The 16,258-nt window shown below is 44.3% G+C and carries 17 protein-coding genes; 9 read left to right on the top strand and 8 right to left on the bottom strand.

What is annotated here, in order from left to right; translation table 11 throughout:
• Positions 1-116 precede the first annotated feature (116 nt).
• The 5 genes from H6550_00735 to H6550_00715 form a co-directional block, all read right to left on the bottom strand.
• On the bottom strand, positions 117-833 hold the full coding sequence (locus H6550_00735; GenBank protein ID MCB9044639.1) for a pyridoxine 5'-phosphate synthase: 717 nt from the start codon (positions 831-833) through the stop codon (positions 117-119).
• A gap of 45 nt (positions 834-878) precedes the next feature.
• Positions 879-1,268, bottom strand: coding sequence for a DUF1801 domain-containing protein (locus H6550_00730; protein MCB9044638.1), 390 nt, complete (start codon positions 1,266-1,268; stop codon positions 879-881).
• A gap of 6 nt (positions 1,269-1,274) precedes the next feature.
• Entirely contained in the window at positions 1,275-2,735 is a 1,461-nt protein-coding gene (locus H6550_00725) for a hypothetical protein (GenBank protein MCB9044637.1), read from the bottom strand.
• Between the two features lie 22 nt (positions 2,736-2,757).
• On the bottom strand, positions 2,758-3,096 hold the full coding sequence (locus H6550_00720) for a dihydroneopterin aldolase (protein ID MCB9044636.1): 339 nt from the start codon (positions 3,094-3,096) through the stop codon (positions 2,758-2,760).
• Positions 3,097-3,163: 67 nt separating this feature from the next.
• Complete coding sequence (locus tag H6550_00715; GenBank protein ID MCB9044635.1) at positions 3,164-4,651, bottom strand: hypothetical protein; 1,488 nt, start codon at positions 4,649-4,651, stop codon at positions 3,164-3,166.
• Between the two features lie 156 nt (positions 4,652-4,807).
• On the opposite strand from H6550_00715, the gene H6550_00710 reads away from it, so the two are divergent.
• Genes H6550_00710 through H6550_00700 form a run of 3 tightly spaced genes read left to right on the top strand, consistent with a single transcriptional unit; the run spans position 4,808 to position 8,077 of the window.
• A complete protein-coding gene (locus tag H6550_00710) occupies positions 4,808-6,244 on the top strand; it encodes a hypothetical protein (GenBank protein MCB9044634.1) in 1,437 nt (478 codons plus the stop codon).
• A gap of 44 nt (positions 6,245-6,288) precedes the next feature.
• Positions 6,289-7,167, top strand: coding sequence for an NAD kinase (locus tag H6550_00705; protein MCB9044633.1), 879 nt, complete (start codon positions 6,289-6,291; stop codon positions 7,165-7,167).
• A gap of 55 nt (positions 7,168-7,222) precedes the next feature.
• Positions 7,223-8,077, top strand: coding sequence for a hypothetical protein (locus tag H6550_00700; GenBank protein ID MCB9044632.1), 855 nt, complete (start codon positions 7,223-7,225; stop codon positions 8,075-8,077).
• On the opposite strand, the gene H6550_00695 is transcribed toward H6550_00700, so the two are convergent.
• Positions 8,074-8,526 (bottom strand): GNAT family N-acetyltransferase, encoded by a 453-nt coding sequence (locus H6550_00695; GenBank protein MCB9044631.1) that lies wholly within the window; start codon positions 8,524-8,526, stop codon positions 8,074-8,076. The two genes, H6550_00700 and H6550_00695, sit on opposite strands and share 4 nt — an antisense overlap.
• A gap of 156 nt (positions 8,527-8,682) precedes the next feature.
• Here H6550_00695 and H6550_00690 point away from each other — a divergent pair, with 156 nt between their 5' ends.
• The 6 genes from H6550_00690 (at position 8,683) to H6550_00665 (ending at position 15,593) form a co-directional block, all read left to right on the top strand.
• Positions 8,683-10,239, top strand: a complete 1,557-nt coding sequence (locus H6550_00690; protein ID MCB9044630.1) for a PglZ domain-containing protein — start codon at positions 8,683-8,685, stop codon at positions 10,237-10,239.
• A gap of 3 nt (positions 10,240-10,242) precedes the next feature.
• The gene (locus tag H6550_00685; protein MCB9044629.1) at positions 10,243-10,734 is read left to right on the top strand and encodes a hypothetical protein; all 492 of its coding nucleotides are present in this window, start codon (positions 10,243-10,245) and stop codon (positions 10,732-10,734) included.
• Between the two features lie 387 nt (positions 10,735-11,121).
• Complete coding sequence (locus tag H6550_00680; protein ID MCB9044628.1) at positions 11,122-11,568, top strand: hypothetical protein; 447 nt, start codon at positions 11,122-11,124, stop codon at positions 11,566-11,568.
• A 121-nt stretch (positions 11,569-11,689) separates the two neighbouring features.
• Positions 11,690-12,700: a MoxR family ATPase gene (locus H6550_00675; GenBank protein ID MCB9044627.1), complete on the top strand. Its 1,011-nt coding sequence runs from the start codon at positions 11,690-11,692 to the stop codon at positions 12,698-12,700.
• Between the two features lie 27 nt (positions 12,701-12,727).
• Positions 12,728-14,779 carry a hypothetical protein gene (locus H6550_00670; protein MCB9044626.1) on the top strand — a complete coding sequence of 684 codons (2,052 nt, stop codon included), beginning with the start codon at positions 12,728-12,730 and terminating at the stop codon, positions 14,777-14,779.
• Positions 14,780-14,849: 70 nt separating this feature from the next.
• Positions 14,850-15,593: a ParA family protein gene (locus H6550_00665; GenBank protein MCB9044625.1), complete on the top strand. Its 744-nt coding sequence runs from the start codon at positions 14,850-14,852 to the stop codon at positions 15,591-15,593.
• 27 nt (positions 15,594-15,620) lie between these two features.
• On the opposite strand, the gene H6550_00660 is transcribed toward H6550_00665, so the two are convergent.
• Together H6550_00660 and H6550_00655 are read right to left on the bottom strand one after the other, a co-directional pair.
• Entirely contained in the window at positions 15,621-15,812 is a 192-nt protein-coding gene (locus H6550_00660) for a hypothetical protein (GenBank protein ID MCB9044624.1), read from the bottom strand.
• A 184-nt stretch (positions 15,813-15,996) separates the two neighbouring features.
• The gene (locus H6550_00655) at positions 15,997-16,200 is read right to left on the bottom strand and encodes a hypothetical protein (protein ID MCB9044623.1); all 204 of its coding nucleotides are present in this window, start codon (positions 16,198-16,200) and stop codon (positions 15,997-15,999) included.
• Between the last annotated feature and the right edge of the window lie 58 nt (positions 16,201-16,258).

The following is a 16,258-nucleotide window of genomic DNA, read 5'->3' as shown; positions in this document are numbered from 1 at the left end:
CACTTATTCACAGAAAAATATTAGTTAAACTATAAAATGAACTAAATCAAGTATTTATAACATCCTGAAGATGTACATTTTTTGTTAACCAGATGTTATTTCCTTGTTAACAGAAGTTAGAGGCAGCGCTTGTAAAGCTGTATGGTATTTTCAAGGCCATAATATAAAGCATCTGCTATTAGTGCATGGCCAATAGATACTTCGAGAAGGTTAGGAATGGATGCTGCGAAATAGCCAAGATTTTTCCTGTCCAGATCATGGCCTGCATTGATGCCCAGGTTCTTTTCGTTAGCTACAACTGCTGCTTTTACATAATCAGCAATTGCCTGTTCTTTATTCCTATGAAAATTTGCAGCATAAGCTTCGGTATAGAGCTCTATACGGTCGGTGCCGGTGTCGGCAGCAGCAGCTATCATATTTTCTATAGGGTCTACAAAAATTGAAACACGAATGCCGGCTTTTTTGAATACATCAATAATGTCGCACAGGTATTTAGCTTCAGTTATAGTGTTCCAGCCGTGATCTGAGGTTAGTTGCCCGGCGGCATCAGGCACCAGTGTTACCTGGTGTGGTTTTGTTTCCAGCACAAGTTGCACAAACATATCTTCTTTGGGGTTGCCCTCTATATTGAACTCGGTAGTGATGATCGGCATGATCTGCCTCACGTCGTTGTAGCGTATATGGCGTTCGTCAGGACGCGGGTGCACGGTTATGCCATCGGCGCCAAATAACTGGCAGTCAATAGCGGCCTGTAATACATCTGGGGTATTGCCACCCCTACTGTTGCGTAATGTTGCTATCTTATTGATGTTGACCGAGAGCTTTGTTGCCATAGTGTAAAAATACGCTGTATTTATTTATACGTACGAAACCTGCTGTTAATACCAGCCCATTTTCTTGTACATATCATAACCTTTTTTCATGGCATCCTTTACGTGTTTCATCATCTCTTTATCAGCAGTTTTCATATGAAAGCATGATTTCCCCTTCAGGCACTTTACCAGTTCGGGTGCCAGTTCGGCTTTCATTTCAGGCCGTGCATATACAGGCATAAAGTAGAAACCTACATAGCTGCTCTGTATAATAAGCCCGCAGAAATAGACAGCATCCATTTTCCTGCCTTCTACTTCCACTTCTTTTTCTGCCCACAGGTCGTACTTTCCTTGTATATCAATACGTGGGTGCATATTACCTTTCCGGTATGGACTGATGATCTTTTTCAGTTCATCAAATATGTTCAGCAGGTCTTCTTGTGTAAGCTTAGCCATAAAAATCTATTTAAACCGTGCCGCGGCACCGTATGGGTCAACTGTTACTTCAAATCGCTTATTGGTATAAGGCTCAAAAGTATGGATGTCATATACCTGGTAAAAACCATTGCGTCCGTCGTAGGGAGAGCTATGGTGTGGAGGTGGTCCGTTCTTGTCTTCGTTGCGGCTGAATACATATAACAAACCTTTTCTGTCATCTACTACAATTCCGTAGGGCTGAAAGAATTTTCCGGTTATCTTTTTTACTACCTGATTGGTTGTGTAGTCAATAACATATACGCTGCCCACCTCCAGCTTACTGATGGTATCATTCATACAAGTAACAAACATATACGGAGTTGTAGCCGAAAAGCTGATATTCTGTGGATTCTCACCAACGGGTATCGTGCTTACTATTTGTTCCGAATTAGCGTTCATCACACGAACCTCATGTGTATTGGTACAGGTGATGAAATATTTGTCCCTGTTAGGCGACAGGCCGATACTATAAGGGTCGGGCGTGCCGGGAGCCGTTGCTTGCACAGGAGCATTCCCGTTTATACTGATAGTCGAATATGTTCCGCTGTTGCTTATCCTGTAGATAGTATTACCGAATTGTGAAGTGGCATAAAAACCATCGCCGGCAAGAGTTTGCTCGAAACCGGCAATGAACTGCATATCCTTCCCGAAGTTTTGTATCAACTGCATGTTTACAGCATCTATCAGCAATACATCCTGTGTATACCAGTTGCAGGCTATCAGCTTTGTGCCATCTGCGTTTAGGGCTATGGCTTTCTGAAAACCCTTAGGCGTTTGTATCTCAGCGACAACACTATCTATCCGGGTATCTATTTTTTGAATCAGGTTGGCATTCCAGAATGACACATAGGCATATCTGCCATCAGGAGCAACAACTATATTGTTGGGTTGCTCTTTCCCATACGTTTTACCTACTTGTATATAACGTGTCACCACCTGTTCTTCAGCATCTATTACGCCTACCAGGTCACAGCCCTGCTGCACCATATATATTTTTTGCTTTGTATCGGGATGGTCTGAAAAAGGTATACTGTCATTCTTTGAAGGTGCCCCGTTGTTTATCCAGTCACGCAGTAAAATATATTCGTCCCTGCTGAGAGGAGTGTTGTTATACGGCATAGTAGGGAGTGCAGTATTGCCCAGTTCTTCATAGGTATTTACGAAATACAGCATTGAACTGTTCTCTGCATTGAAGGCCACTGCTACTGCACCGTTGCTGCCACCCATAAACAGATGATCCCAGCTATCCAGCAACAATCCTCCGGCACCTTTGTAGCTGCCGGCATTATGGCAACCTGCTGTAGCGCATTTATCCAGCATTATTTCTTTTATGCCATCGGGGAAATTATCAACCACAGTATCAGACGGGCTTACCGCGGCTTCATGCTTACAGCCGGTGATGGCCAATGCAATGACAAACGGAAATATGTAGGCGAGTTTCTTCAATGCAGTGATAAAGTTAAGGATATCAACCTTCGAACACAATTTGTGCGTATCCTACCTGTCCGGGCATTGGCGGATTCATTTTCCTGATACCAATTTTTATTTTTTCTGATCCGGGAAATTGTTGTTTCAATCCTGCATGAATATCACGGATGTAATGCTCAATGATATCATATGGCTTTTCAAACATTTCGGCCACTACTTTGCGTATGATGCTATAATCAACAAACGGTATCTCATTGGTATCAATCGCAGGTACCATAATATCAACGTCTATTTCAAATCGGTTCTCTATTTTCTGTTCTTGGGCATACATACCGCGTTTGGCATATATCTTAATGCCGTGTAATGAAACTGTAAGCATAGGCCAAAAATACGAAGTGCCGCATTAATAGCGGCACTTCGTGTAATACTGATAATAAGTATCTGAATTACTTGAATCGCATACTGATGGAATAAGGGTCCGGAGTCACTTCATAACGCCTTCCGTTGGCAGGGGCAAGTGTATTGATGTCATACACCTGGTAGTAGCCATTGCGACCACCACAGTCGGAAGTATGGTGAGGTGCCGGGCCATTTGCGTTAGAGTTGCGACTGGCTATATAAAGTATGCCATTTTGCTCGTCTACTGCCATACCATGTGGTTGGTAGAACTCGCCATCTATACGTTTAACTATATTGAGCGTGTTGTAGTCAATAACATATACGGAGCCTTTGAACAGGGAAGACACCTGTGATACATCTTCCATGCAAGAGACAAACAGGTAAGACCTTGACTTACAGAGGGCCATTTCCTGTGGTTTCTTGCCTACAGGTATTACTTTAAGGAGGCTATCACCCAGCCTGTCCATCACGCGCACCTCATTGGTCTTTTCGCAGGTAAGGAAATATTTGGAGTAATCAGGCGTCATCATGATCTCATGCGGGTCTGGCGTACCATCAGATGATAAAGTGACGGCCGGTTTGCCATCCATGGATATTTTCTGAACGCCTGCATTCTGTACTACCTTATATACAGTATTGCCATATTGACCGGTAATATAAAATGTGTCAAATGTAGGATTTGAAGCAATACCATGTGGATTATCTACACTGGCAATTGTGGCTGCCAGTGTCATGGTTGAAGTATTTATGAGCATGATCCTGCCGTCGCCAATTAGTTGTGAAGCTATCAGTTGGGTGCCGTCATCAGATACATGTATCACATTGATACCTTTACCTTCATTATAGGCTTTGCTCAAATCGCAGGTGCCGACCACCTGGTCGGTTTTAGTATCTATTTTCTGTATTACGCTGCCGTTTACCACACATATATATGCATACGCACCCGCATTATCAACCATCACAAAGTGGGGTGACTCAATATTATTCGGATTTGCCCCAACTTTTATGTATCGCATGATGACCTTCTTTTCAGCATCAACGACCCCCAGCAGATCGCAACCTTGCTGCGTCATATACGCTTTCTGCCTTGTGTTGGGGTTAGAACCGAAAGGAATACTGCCATTCTTGTCAGGCGCGCCGTTTATGATCCAGTTTTTTATGATGTCATACTCCTCTTTGCTCAGCGGATCCTCATTATAAGGCATAGTAGGAGCCACACTGATAAAATCATATTTATTAGCTGCCGGGTTGAGAAAATACAGTAATGAACTATTCTCGGGGCTGTATGGAATAGCTACGGCTCCATTTGAACTACCTTCAAACAAGTATTTCCAGTCATCAAGTCTTAAAGAGCCGGCCGCTTTGTAACTGGCTTCGTTGTGGCAGCCTGCTGTAGCGCATTTATTGATCATTATTTTGGCCACCTCTATTGGATATTGGGTAGAGGCAGGGTCAATGCCCGGTTTTGTGACCGCAGGTGGCGGGTCGTGTTTACATGAAGTGACGGACAGCAACGTAAAGAGCCCAGCTGCCATGCAGATATGATAAGCTGTTTTAAGATTCATATGTTTAAAATGTACGGTTTAGTGAGGAAAGTTACCTTTAATAGACACTTAAAGATGGCATAAAGTTGGAAAGAATTCATTTTTTTCTGTGTAGTGGCGCTAGCTCATTATCTTGCATGCTTTAATATGCCAAAGCATCTGTTGCTATATATCATCCTGTTTGTAACCGTATTACCCGCCCGGGCGCAGGTGACGGGTAAGGATAGTGCTGATTTTGCGCAACTTTCAGCAGAGTTGAATAGCGTAAAGGCGGAGCGTGTATTGCTGCGGTCGATACATATAACGGGCAATAAGAAGACCCGGCGCAGTATCATCTTGCGCGAGATGAATGTTTCGGAAGGAGATTCGGTGATAAAAGATGAACTGCCCTCGATTCTGGAACTGAACAGGAAACGCATTTTCAACTTGTCGATATTTATAGAGGTGCAGGTACATGCCGATAGCATATCTCCAGGTATTATTGATCTCAGGATCGCTGTGAAGGAACAATGGTATACCATGCCGGAAGTAACCTTCAAACTGGCCGACCGTAATTTTAATGTTTGGTGGGTAGAGCATAATAAGGATATTCGCCGGGCGAACATTGGCCTGTCACTCAAGAACAGGAATTTCAGGGGCAACCTGGAGAATGCCGGTATCATTGCCCAGGTGGGTTACACCCAAAAATTCGGACTAGAATACTCCAGGCCATACGTAGATAAGTCGCAGCAACATGGTTTTGGTGTAAAACTGTTCACCAGCAGGAACGAAGAGTGGTATTTTAAGACAGACAGCAATAAATGGGTGTTTGTAAAAACACCGGGCTCTTATATTACTAATGCTTTCGAAGCGTCGGCCAATTATACCTACAGGCCTGCATATGCCAGCAGGCATTTGTTAGAATTGCGTTTCCGCAGCCAGGCCATAAAGGATACAGTGTTAACGGAAAATGCAGGTTATTTTCTGAATGGGAGTACCCACCAGCAACTCATAGAGTTTCTTTACCGTTATGATCTGAATATGGTGGATAACTGGAATTATCCAACTAAAGGACTTAAGGCGGTAGTGCATTCCATTGCGCGTGTGGGCTGGGTAGGTTTTGATTTTCAGAACCAGTATATGGCAGAGATCGCCTATTTCAGGAAATGGCATAATAAACTGTACACTTCGCACATTTTCCGGGGCAGGTTATCATTCCCCGAAAAGCAGCCTTACACCTATGTATATGCCATGGGAGTTGGCAGTGAATACCTGAGAGGGTATGAATATTATGTGATAGACGGCTCGCACTACGGCTTGTTGCGTACCAACCTGAAATACGAGCTCATTAATCATGTGATACGCAAAATACCCATCAGGTATATTGCCACCATACCGGTAAGGGTATACCCGAAAATATTTACCGATGTGGGTTATGTACGCAATAAGTTTGGTGGCAACAGCTACCTGAACAACCGGCCTTTGTACTCTTGGGGTGCAGGTATTGATATTGTTTCTATCTATGATTTTAAGTTCAGGATAGAATATGCATGGAACCATTTGGGTGAAAAAGGGCTATTTTTGCACATCAACAACAGCGAATAACCGGCACTTACAGTTGTAATGCCATATTTTACATACATTCTTTTATGCTGGTAGCTTTATACAACCGTACTTTCGAAGAAGAGAACATACCCAGGATACTGCATGTGATAGAACTACTGGAGCGTCATAACCTGAAAATGGTATTTCATAAGGAATTCTATGAACGTATTGAACCACACCTGAAACTGAAAGAAACGCCGGGATTATTTACCAGTGCAACAGACCTGCCGAGGAATACGGATATGCTCTTTAGCCTGGGGGGTGATGGTACGCTGCTGGATACAGTGGCATTTGTAGGAGCTTCCAATATTCCGCTTATAGGCATCAACCTGGGCAGATTGGGTTTCCTGGCAGCTATTTCTGAAGAAGAGATAGAAGCTGCTATATCCTCGCTTGTAAGAGGTTCTTATACAGTTGAACAACGCACCCTGATACACCTTGATTCCAGCGTGCCTTTGTTTGACGGTACGCCATATGCATTGAATGAATTTACCATCAACAGGAAAGACTCCTCGTCCATGATCAAGATACATACCTACCTGAACGGTGAATTCCTGAATACCTATTGGGCTGATGGCCTGATAGTGGCTACACCTACGGGGTCCACTGGTTATTCGCTGAGCTGCGGCGGACCTGTGGTATTTCCGCAAACCTCCAGCTTTGTGATAACACCGGTTGCATCGCACAACCTAAATACACGGTCCATTGTGGTGCCGGACGATACGGTAATATCTTTCGAGGTAGAGGGCCGTGCTGACCAGTTTTTGTGTACTCTCGATTCCCGCACACAGATCATTAGCAACCAGGTGCAGTTGGCAGTGAAAAAGGAGAATTTTACCATTTCGCTGGTAAGGCCGGACGAGCATAATTTCCTGAAGACGATCAGGGAGAAGCTTTACTGGGGTATTGACAGCAGGAATTAGACTGTTTTGCTTCCTGCAATAAAACCTTACATTTGTAGTTATTCAGGGTAGTATTATGCGTAAACTATTATTCATTTTCGGGATTGCATTATTACCGTTTACCGGTATCCGCGCCCAGATGTTCTATACCAGTACAGAATATGGCTTAACCCTGGGTGGTTCGCAATATTTCGGCGATCTGAACGATAATTATGGTTTCCAGACAATTTCGCCGGCTATCGGAGCTTTTACGCGTATACATATGAACCCATATATCTCGGTACGCATCGGGGCGAATTATACACGGTTAAGTTACAACGACCAGTTCTCAAAATTTGCATTTAACAAAGCCCGCAACCTGAATTTTACCAGTGACATACTTGAGGCAGCCATCTTTACCGAGTTCAACTTCTTCCGTTTTATGACGGGTGAAGAAAAAAGCCGCTGGACACCCTACCTGGTAGGAGGCGCAGGTATTTTTTACTACAACCCCTACACGCACCTGAATGGCAAAAGATACAATCTGCGTGACCTGGGTACAGAAGGGCAGTATTCCGGGTATGTAGACCGCTCTTACAGCAATACCAGCTTTATGTTTCCTGTGGGAGCAGGATTTAAATACTGGATACGCCCCGGCGTGAATTTCGGTTTTGAGATAGCAGACAGGCTGACACTGACCGATTACCTGGACGATGTGAGCAAAACATACGCAGGTGCTTCCAGCTTCAAAAACACTCCCGGGCTGGAGAATGCCGCTTACCGCTTGCAGGACAGGTCGACAGAAGTAGGAGATGTGGCCCTGGGAAGAGCAGGTAAACAAAGAGGTAACAGTGCATCTACTGACAAATACCTGATGTTTACCTTCAAACTGTCTTTCCAGCTAAGGACCTATCGTTGTCCCAGCTACCTGAAGCAGGGTTATATGTACTAAAAACTGACATTCACATTCAACCATCCTGCATCGAAAGAGGCGTTGTACTTTTCATAGAATTTTATTACCGGCTCATTCCAGTCCAGCACCTGCCACATCATACCGCTGAAACCTTTATTGCGGGCTATGATGATAAGCTCGTCCAGCAACAGTTTACCAATACCTTTACCACGATGTTCTTCCGTTACTATCAGATCTTCCAGGTACATACGCTGCCCTTTCCAGGTAGAATAACGTATGTAGTACAATGCGAAACCAACAATGATACCGTCCAATTCCGCAACTATCGCCCACCATACGGGGGTGGCGCCAAAGCCACTTTCTTCAAAGTGTTCTAAACTTACGGTTACGGCATCCGGCTCGCGCTCGTAGGTGGCCAGTTCCTGTACGAGTTCCATCAGTCGAGGGCAATCCTCGACTACTGCGGAGCGTATGTTTATCGTACTCATTTATATTATAGCTTTATCATTAATACCTTTGCAGGCGGTACGCTAAAGTAATAATACTTGCAAAACTTGCGTTAAAAGCCTTTTTGCTACATATTAGAAACGTACTTTTAACCGTTACAAAACTGAAACACACACATCATTCAGAAAAACGAGCACATGAGCACTATTCAAGGAGATATATTATGGGTGGACGATGAGATAGAATCTTTAAAATCCCAGATACTGTTTTTAAAGAACAAAGGGTACGAGGTGAACTCCGTAACCAATGGCTATGACGCCCTTGAGCTGCTGAAAGAAAAAGCTGTAGACGTAGTACTGCTGGACGAGAGTATGCCAGGCATGACCGGGCTGGAAACTCTGGCCAAGATCAAAGAGATACGTCCATCGCTGCCCGTGGTTATGGTGACCAAGAATGAGGCAGAGTACATCATGGAAGAGGCGATAGGTTCGCAAATAAGTGACTACCTGATAAAGCCGGTGAACCCCAACCAGGTGCTGTTGTCGCTGAAAAAGATCATGGATGGGAAACGATTGGTCTCTGAAAGGACGACCACCGCATACCAGCAGGATTTCCGCAACCTATTCATGGCGCTGAGCTCAGACCCCGACCACAACGAATGGAGAGAGTTATACAAGAAGCTGATATATTGGGAGCTGGAAATGAGCCGCAGCGACAGCTCTGAAATGATGGAGGTACTCACCAGCCAGAAGACGGAAGCCAATACAGAGTTCTTCAAATTTGTACATAAGAACTATGCTAAATGGATAAAGAATGGTGACGGTCCACTGATGTCTCACCAGGTATTTAAAGAGAAGGTGAAGCCCTATCTAAGTAAGGACAAACCTACATTCCTGGTGGTGATAGACAACCTGCGTTTTGACCAGTGGAAGGTGCTGGAGCCTATTATCAGCAATACGTTCCGCGTTGTGGAGGAAGACAGTTTTTACAGTATACTACCTACGGCTACACAATACGCTCGCAACGCACTCTTTGCAGGTATGTTGCCCGCTGATATCGAAAAGAAATTTCCCAACGAGTGGAAGAATGACGACGATGAAGGTGGCAAGAACCTGTACGAAGAGGTATTCCTGATGCACCAGATGAAACAACTGGGGCTGGGCGACCTGAAAACGCAGTATCTGAAAATAACCAACAACGAGAATGGTAAGCATTTTGAGGACGACGTGCACAACTACCTGAATAATGACCTGACCGTAGTGGTGTATAACTTTGTAGATATGCTGAGCCACGCACGCACAGAAATGGAAGTGCTGAAAGAGCTGGCAGGCGACGAAACATCTTACCGTTCGCTGACGGTGAGCTGGTTTGAACACTCGCCCCTGTACCGCGCCCTGAAAAAGGTGGCAGATAAAGGCGTACAACTTATCATTACTACCGACCACGGTACGATGAAGGTGAAAACCCCGAGCAAGTGCATAGGAGACAGGCATACTACCACCAACCTGCGCTACAAACATGGCCGCAACCTGCAATACGAGGCGAAGGATGTGCTGGCCTTCCGCGACCCGACAGAGGCAGGATTACCTAAGCCAAATATCAGTTCAACGTTTATCTTTGCCAAAGGAGACGTGTTCTTATGTTATCCGAATAACTACAACCATTACGTGAATTATTATAAGAACACTTTCCAGCATGGTGGCATATCGCTTGAAGAAATGATAGTGCCTATTGTAAGATTGGAAAGTAAGTAGCACATGTTTGCATATATATCCGGCCTGAAGAAGAACGAACAGCTTTTTGAACGTTTATCGTTGGTATTGTTAGCCGTACTGTTGGTGATAACGCCCATAGTATACATGATAGTACCCGAAAAAGTGCTGATACTGAGCCAGAAAGACGCAGGCGGACTGGACAGCTACAATAACAAATCTGCCCTGTGGTTGTTCCCGCTGATAGGGATCATCATTTACGCCGCACTGTCTATACAAAAATACTACCTGATAAAATATCGCGAAGCACCCGCTAAAGGGCAGGAGCCGGAACATACTACCACGGTATGGATACTGCGCATGGTGAAAGCAATTGCCATGGCCGGGCTTATCATCAGCGTGGTAGAAGTGCTTTCAGGGGCCAGCGAGCCGGGTTCGGCTATGGTGATGGGCTGTTATGCTGTTGAACTCATCATAGTAGCAGGTGTGTTTACCCTTGCCTTTAAAGAAGTGCTATCCAAATACGGTAAGAAGTAGTAGCGGATTATTTTTCTGCTGAGCTTTGCTACATACCCAATCATTATACATTAAGAAATGCTGTTTTGTTGCATTTTGTTAAGTAATGTTAAGTGATCTTGTTGTTTTTCATCAACACTCATTCGGTATAAACGATTGATTTACATTATTCTGTAACGATCTGCCTAAATACGAGCCTTGTAGCAGTAAATAATATTACATGTATAACTGCAACAGTGGGCTGTACATAATTTCAAAGAACTCCATGTATTTATCGTAATCGATAATATTCAAATATACGTTAAATTGATGTAAATAGCAAAAATATTAACCTCCGTAATTCAGGATATTGACCGGTGGTTATGACAGGTATAGAAATACGTATATTTATGTACACAACCCTGATTGATGGATATTGATTTCCGGGAACAATTAAGAACCAAGACAGATGCTGAGCTGCGGGATATTTACATCAACCGCGAGGACTACCAGCAAAGTTTCTGGCAGCAGGCGGAACAAGAGGTGCGCCACCGCAACCTGGACACATCGGCGTGGGAAATCACCCGTCAGGAGATACTCGAACAGGAACACACCACACTCTCGCAGGCAGATGATCAAAGTCCGTGGTATATACTGGTGGTATTTGTCATTCCGTTTTTTACCGGCAAATACGGGGCCGTTGGTGCCGGTATTGTGGGAGCGATATGGGGTGCCAGGTTTGCCTTCAGCAAAAGAACGGGCCGTGACGGGACACGTTATTACAAATACAGCACCCGTGCCCAGCAGGCGGGTGTTTTCGTATTTGTGGCTTCGCTGGTATCGTTGTTCTGGGGTTTACTTATGCTGGTAACATAAACAGCAATTTTGACAGGAACCATCTACAAACCCTGTTTTCACAAAAAATTATAATCCCGTTACCCAATACCAGCCTATAAATCAGTAAACTTGTAGAAAGTAGTTTTGTATATATATGGATATGGAACCTATTGAAGAAAATATAGAACAGATCGAGGAAGTGTCCGTAACTACACCTACGGAGAAGATAACGGGATTGGTGAACCAGGTGGAAAGGGTGATCAGGGGCAAAAGGCGCCAGGTGGAGCTGGTGGTTACCGCTCTCCTGGCGGGCGGCCATATATTGATGGAAGATAATCCAGGTACCGGTAAAACAGTACTGGCGCGCACGCTGGCACAGTGTATCAGTGGCGAGGGCGACAGTGGCCAGGTGCTGTTCAAACGTATACAGTTTACGCCAGACCTGCTGCCAATGGACCTGATAGGTACCTATATCTTTGACGATAACAGCAAGGAGTTCGTATTTAAGAAAGGACCAATTTTCTGTAATATACTGCTGGCGGATGAGATCAACCGTGCATCACCTAAAGTGCAGAGTGCGCTACTGGAGGCTATGGCCGAGCATCAGGTGACTACAGGAGACTCGACGGTAAAGCTGGAAAAGATGTTCTTCACCATCGCCACCCAAAACCCGATTGAGATGGAAGGCACCTATCCACTACCCGCAGCACAGCTGGACAGGTTCTTTATGAAGATATATTTCGGCTATGTTGACGAGGAGAACGAGATCAATATCTATAAAGAATACTTAGACATTGCCCGTAACCTGGTGTCGCTGGAGCGTGTGCTGACCATGCACGATATACTGGAGCTACAGCAGGAGGTAGAAAAAGTGTTCATCCATGATGAGATCATAAAATCGGTGAGCCATATAGTGCGCGGCACACGTGCACATCCTGATATTACCCTAGGGGCTTCTACCCGTAGCGGTATCGCTTTTTTAAAATGCCTGCGCGCGTATGCATTGCTGCGTGGCAGAACATTTGTGATAGAAGACGATGTGAAAGACCTTGCTTACGAGGTGCTGGAACACAGGCTGGTGTACCGCAACAAAGACGGGAAGCTCTCAGCCCTGAACAGTATCATTCACAAGGAGGCCGAAAGGCTGGCTAAACTCAGGCTGTACGCCTGATGATAACTACCAACGCAGAACGGTGACATGGATTTTTTAAACAACAAAAAAACATGGATACATATAGCGTGTTTGTGCCTGCTTCTGGCGGGTGCATTGCCTGTTGCCGCACAGTTACAGCCAGAACTACGTGGACCTAATGCCGCCAAACGTTACGAGATAAACGCAAAACGCACGGGCACGAGTATGTTCAGCGAAGATGCTTTGCCCCGCTCGCGAGAGTTTAAAAGAATAGACAGTACTTACTATGTAGGCTGGATGTATGAGGGCGTGTATAAGTATGATCATGCAGCCGACTACCTGGGCTTTAAACACGCCTCTGTTCCGCTGGAGCGTGCGTTGGACCTGATAGAGCGAGACTTTAAGCCTGAGCTGCGCACCCGCACATCAGACATCATCAAGTATTACCCGGTATATTTTTATCATTACGAGTACACAACCATCGCCTACTTCCTTATGATGTGTTACAACAATATGGAAGAGCCGATGAAAACGAACGCACTGTTGCGCCGAGTGCTGAAATGGAATTTCCAGAAAGACTATTTTAATATGGATGTGTACAACCACCTGGCGTGGAACGTGCATCGTTACCGCTATTACACTAGTGAAAAATACCCTTTCCTGAAAAATTCTATAGATGCTAACGAGCAACTGGCCAACCGCTACCTTGATTCGCAGTTGCGCCGGATAGCTATCAACAAAAGGCTGAACTCAGAGATATTCAGGCCGGGTTATGAACAGGGAGAAAGAATGTCGGTGTATCACTATAAATCTATACTGTACAGCTATGCATTGAAGATAGATTCTGCTGCCTACTATTACAACCTGATGAAGAACAGCCCGATATTCCCGCATAACAACTATGCTACTTTCCGGACCATATGTGGTGATTTCAGGGAAGCAGAAAAGGAATATGATGCTGCAGTAGAACAAGACGCAGGCGATAAACGACTGAAAGAGTGGGCGTATTATACCACAACACTGGATATATACAAAGCACAGCCGGAGAAAGGTATAGAGCTGATGAAGGATATGATAAAGGCCAACGGCTCCACCCCGGGTTTCGGCTGGTATAATATCGCATTGGCCAGGGCAGAATTTTACAATGGCAAAGTATCAGAGTCGGAACGATATATCAAGAAGGCAGCGGAGTTTAAGGAACTGCATATAGGCACTACGCTCAGCCAGCAGCATTATGATTTCAGTACGCAGATGATCAAACTACTGAACATTAACGCAGAGATAGAACAAAACAAGTTTGAGAACAGTAACTGGTGGTATAACCCCAAAGCATTGGCAAAGATAGCTAAAGCAACAGCTGATAAATACACACAGCAATTCCTGATCATCAACCAGTTTGCCCAAAACCCCGAACGGGACAGGGTAGTTTATAAACTCTTCTCTACCGAGAGCACTATCAGCTGGGATGAGGTGTGGTACCTGATACGGGATTTCAGCACGCGATATTTCATTACCCGTTTCGAGCATGAAGTGCAGACCGATGAGCGCCGGTACATCCGCAAATACTTTAAATATTTCATTGCCCGGCTGAATATGAAACTGGACAATTATAAGGAGGCGCGCATCATGCTGGACGAGATACTACGTGACCCTGATATAGATGTGGAATACGAAAAGTTATTCCTTGCCAGGGTATACCAGGCACAGGCAGAATGTGCCGAAGAACAGGATGATGATGCAGCATACGCTAAATGGATGATGAAGATGTATGCGGAATATCCGCAGCTGATACCTTATACAGGGCTGAAGATGAATATGGAATTGCATGTGAATGGTAATGACGGCACGGTGATCAGGCGGCTGAGGGACTGCAATATTAACTGGACGACAGGAAAAGAAACTCCGCGTGCGTTTGTTACGATTACCAACAATGGTAAAAAGGGCCAGGTGAAGTATTACGTACTGGACAGCAAAGGCAAATATATAGTACCGGAAAGTACTTTCGGTTATGACAACAACGAAGCTGCTGCGGCCAATGCCGGTATCAATCTTGCCTACAGGCTGTTCAATATAGGAGAATCACCGGCCGTTGAACCACGGAAAGTTAACAAAGAATGATTGTAATACTGCTGCTTAAATGTTAGCTTTAATAGTTCGTGGCTGAGATCAGCCGAATAAAACCTGCAGTATGTTTGTTATCTCGTTATACAACCTGAAGGGTGGAGTAGGAAAGACATCCTCGTGTGTGAACTTTGCCTATATGGCTGCCCGTGATGGTTATAATACCCTCATCTGGGACCTGGACCCGCAGGGCGCTGCCAGTTTCTACTACAAATCGAAGCCTAAACAAAAAGGTGTAGCCAAAAAGATCATTGAGCACAATATTAACCTCGAGGACGCGATCTTGTCTACTGACTATCACAATCTGGATATTATTCCCGCAGACACAGCATCACGTAAACTGGATATTGTACTGGACGACCTGAAAAAATCGAAAAAGCAACTGAAGGCTTTATTGAAACAGGTATCATCGGAATATGATTTTGTGTTTATTGACAGTCCGCCGGCGTTCTCATTACTGGTAGATAATATCTTCCAGGTTTCGGATATGATATTCATGCCTGTGATACCGACCACCTTGTCGGTACGTACCTACAATATGGTGAAAGAATACCTGGAAGCGGGTAATATAGGAATAGAAAAACTAGCCTGCTTTTTTACAATGGCAGATATGCGCAAGAATATGCACAAAGATGTTATGTCCGAGTTGTATAAAGACCAGCGTTTCTTTGAACATTACATACCTAACCTGAGCAAAGTAGAAAAAATGGGTACAGAATTGGCTCCATTAGAGATTTTTGCGCCATCCAGCTATGCCAATACCTGCTACCGCGCTTTGTGGCGGGAGGTGAAAGAAGGTGTGCTGGAGTAAGTACAACATTATACAAACGTATGCTGATCAGCCTGCACGCTTTATTGTGCCTATCATTTCGTTCTCCATTATTTTCAGCTTGTTATTAACTGTTTCTTTCAGTTCATTCAATGCTTCTGTCTGCGTTTCGATAGTACCATGCAGGGTACGTCTGAGTGCAATTATCTCGTCTTCAAGCTGTTCCAGCTTTTTTATCACCTGGTCTATTCTGTCTGCCATAGGTTTATGTTTTTGTAATTGAACAAATAGAAAGTGAGCGTGGCAGTGTCATAACAAAGTTAGGCAAAACAAGGACTGTCTGCTTCAAGGTACCTGTATTTAACACACTATTCTAAAAGATTATCGTTATAACTAAAAAAGCAGGAGTAATACTCCTGCTTTTTGTTTCGCGTGTCGGACAGCATTATTTTTTTCTGCTGTCACGTATTTTCTTTATACCATAACCGGCGGCGGCCACAGCTACCAGGGTTACACCGCCATCAAAAGGTGCCGGAACGTCTTCAACGTCTTCATCAAACCCAGGGCCTTGTGCAAAAGCGGTTGGCAATGTTATACTTATTGTTAAAAGCAGCGCTATAAATACTATGGTTTTTTTCAGTTTATTCATCGTGTATATTTTAAATCATCTTCAATAATTCTAAAGAAAATGACTGGTTATAGTTGAT

Source organism: Chitinophagales bacterium (assembly GCA_020636495.1).
In the GTDB taxonomy this organism is placed as follows: Bacteria; Bacteroidota; Bacteroidia; order Chitinophagales; family Chitinophagaceae; genus UBA5543.
This window is presented reverse-complemented; position numbering and strand designations above follow the sequence as displayed.

Bases quoted from the DNA above. Each gene is read 5' to 3' on its own strand.
- H6550_00735 (MCB9044639.1), bottom strand. From the start codon at position 833: ATGGCAACAAAGCTCTCGGTCAACATCAATAAGATAGCAACATTACGC.
- H6550_00730 (MCB9044638.1), bottom strand. From the start codon at position 1,268: ATGGCTAAGCTTACACAAGAAGACCTGCTGAACATATTTGATGAACTG.
- H6550_00720 (MCB9044636.1), bottom strand. From the start codon at position 3,096: ATGCTTACAGTTTCATTACACGGCATTAAGATATATGCCAAACGCGGT.
- H6550_00715 (MCB9044635.1), bottom strand. From the start codon at position 4,651: ATGGCAGCTGGGCTCTTTACGTTGCTGTCCGTCACTTCATGTAAACAC.
- H6550_00710 (MCB9044634.1), top strand. From the start codon at position 4,808: ATGCCAAAGCATCTGTTGCTATATATCATCCTGTTTGTAACCGTATTA.
- H6550_00705 (MCB9044633.1), top strand. From the start codon at position 6,289: ATGCTGGTAGCTTTATACAACCGTACTTTCGAAGAAGAGAACATACCC.
- H6550_00700 (MCB9044632.1), top strand. From the start codon at position 7,223: ATGCGTAAACTATTATTCATTTTCGGGATTGCATTATTACCGTTTACC.
- H6550_00695 (MCB9044631.1), bottom strand. From the start codon at position 8,526: ATGAGTACGATAAACATACGCTCCGCAGTAGTCGAGGATTGCCCTCGA.
- H6550_00690 (MCB9044630.1), top strand. From the start codon at position 8,683: ATGAGCACTATTCAAGGAGATATATTATGGGTGGACGATGAGATAGAA.
- H6550_00685 (MCB9044629.1), top strand. From the start codon at position 10,243: ATGTTTGCATATATATCCGGCCTGAAGAAGAACGAACAGCTTTTTGAA.
- H6550_00680 (MCB9044628.1), top strand. From the start codon at position 11,122: ATGGATATTGATTTCCGGGAACAATTAAGAACCAAGACAGATGCTGAG.
- H6550_00675 (MCB9044627.1), top strand. From the start codon at position 11,690: ATGGAACCTATTGAAGAAAATATAGAACAGATCGAGGAAGTGTCCGTA.
- H6550_00670 (MCB9044626.1), top strand. From the start codon at position 12,728: ATGGATTTTTTAAACAACAAAAAAACATGGATACATATAGCGTGTTTG.
- H6550_00665 (MCB9044625.1), top strand. From the start codon at position 14,850: ATGTTTGTTATCTCGTTATACAACCTGAAGGGTGGAGTAGGAAAGACA.
- H6550_00660 (MCB9044624.1), bottom strand. From the start codon at position 15,812: ATGGCAGACAGAATAGACCAGGTGATAAAAAAGCTGGAACAGCTTGAA.
- H6550_00655 (MCB9044623.1), bottom strand. From the start codon at position 16,200: ATGAATAAACTGAAAAAAACCATAGTATTTATAGCGCTGCTTTTAACA.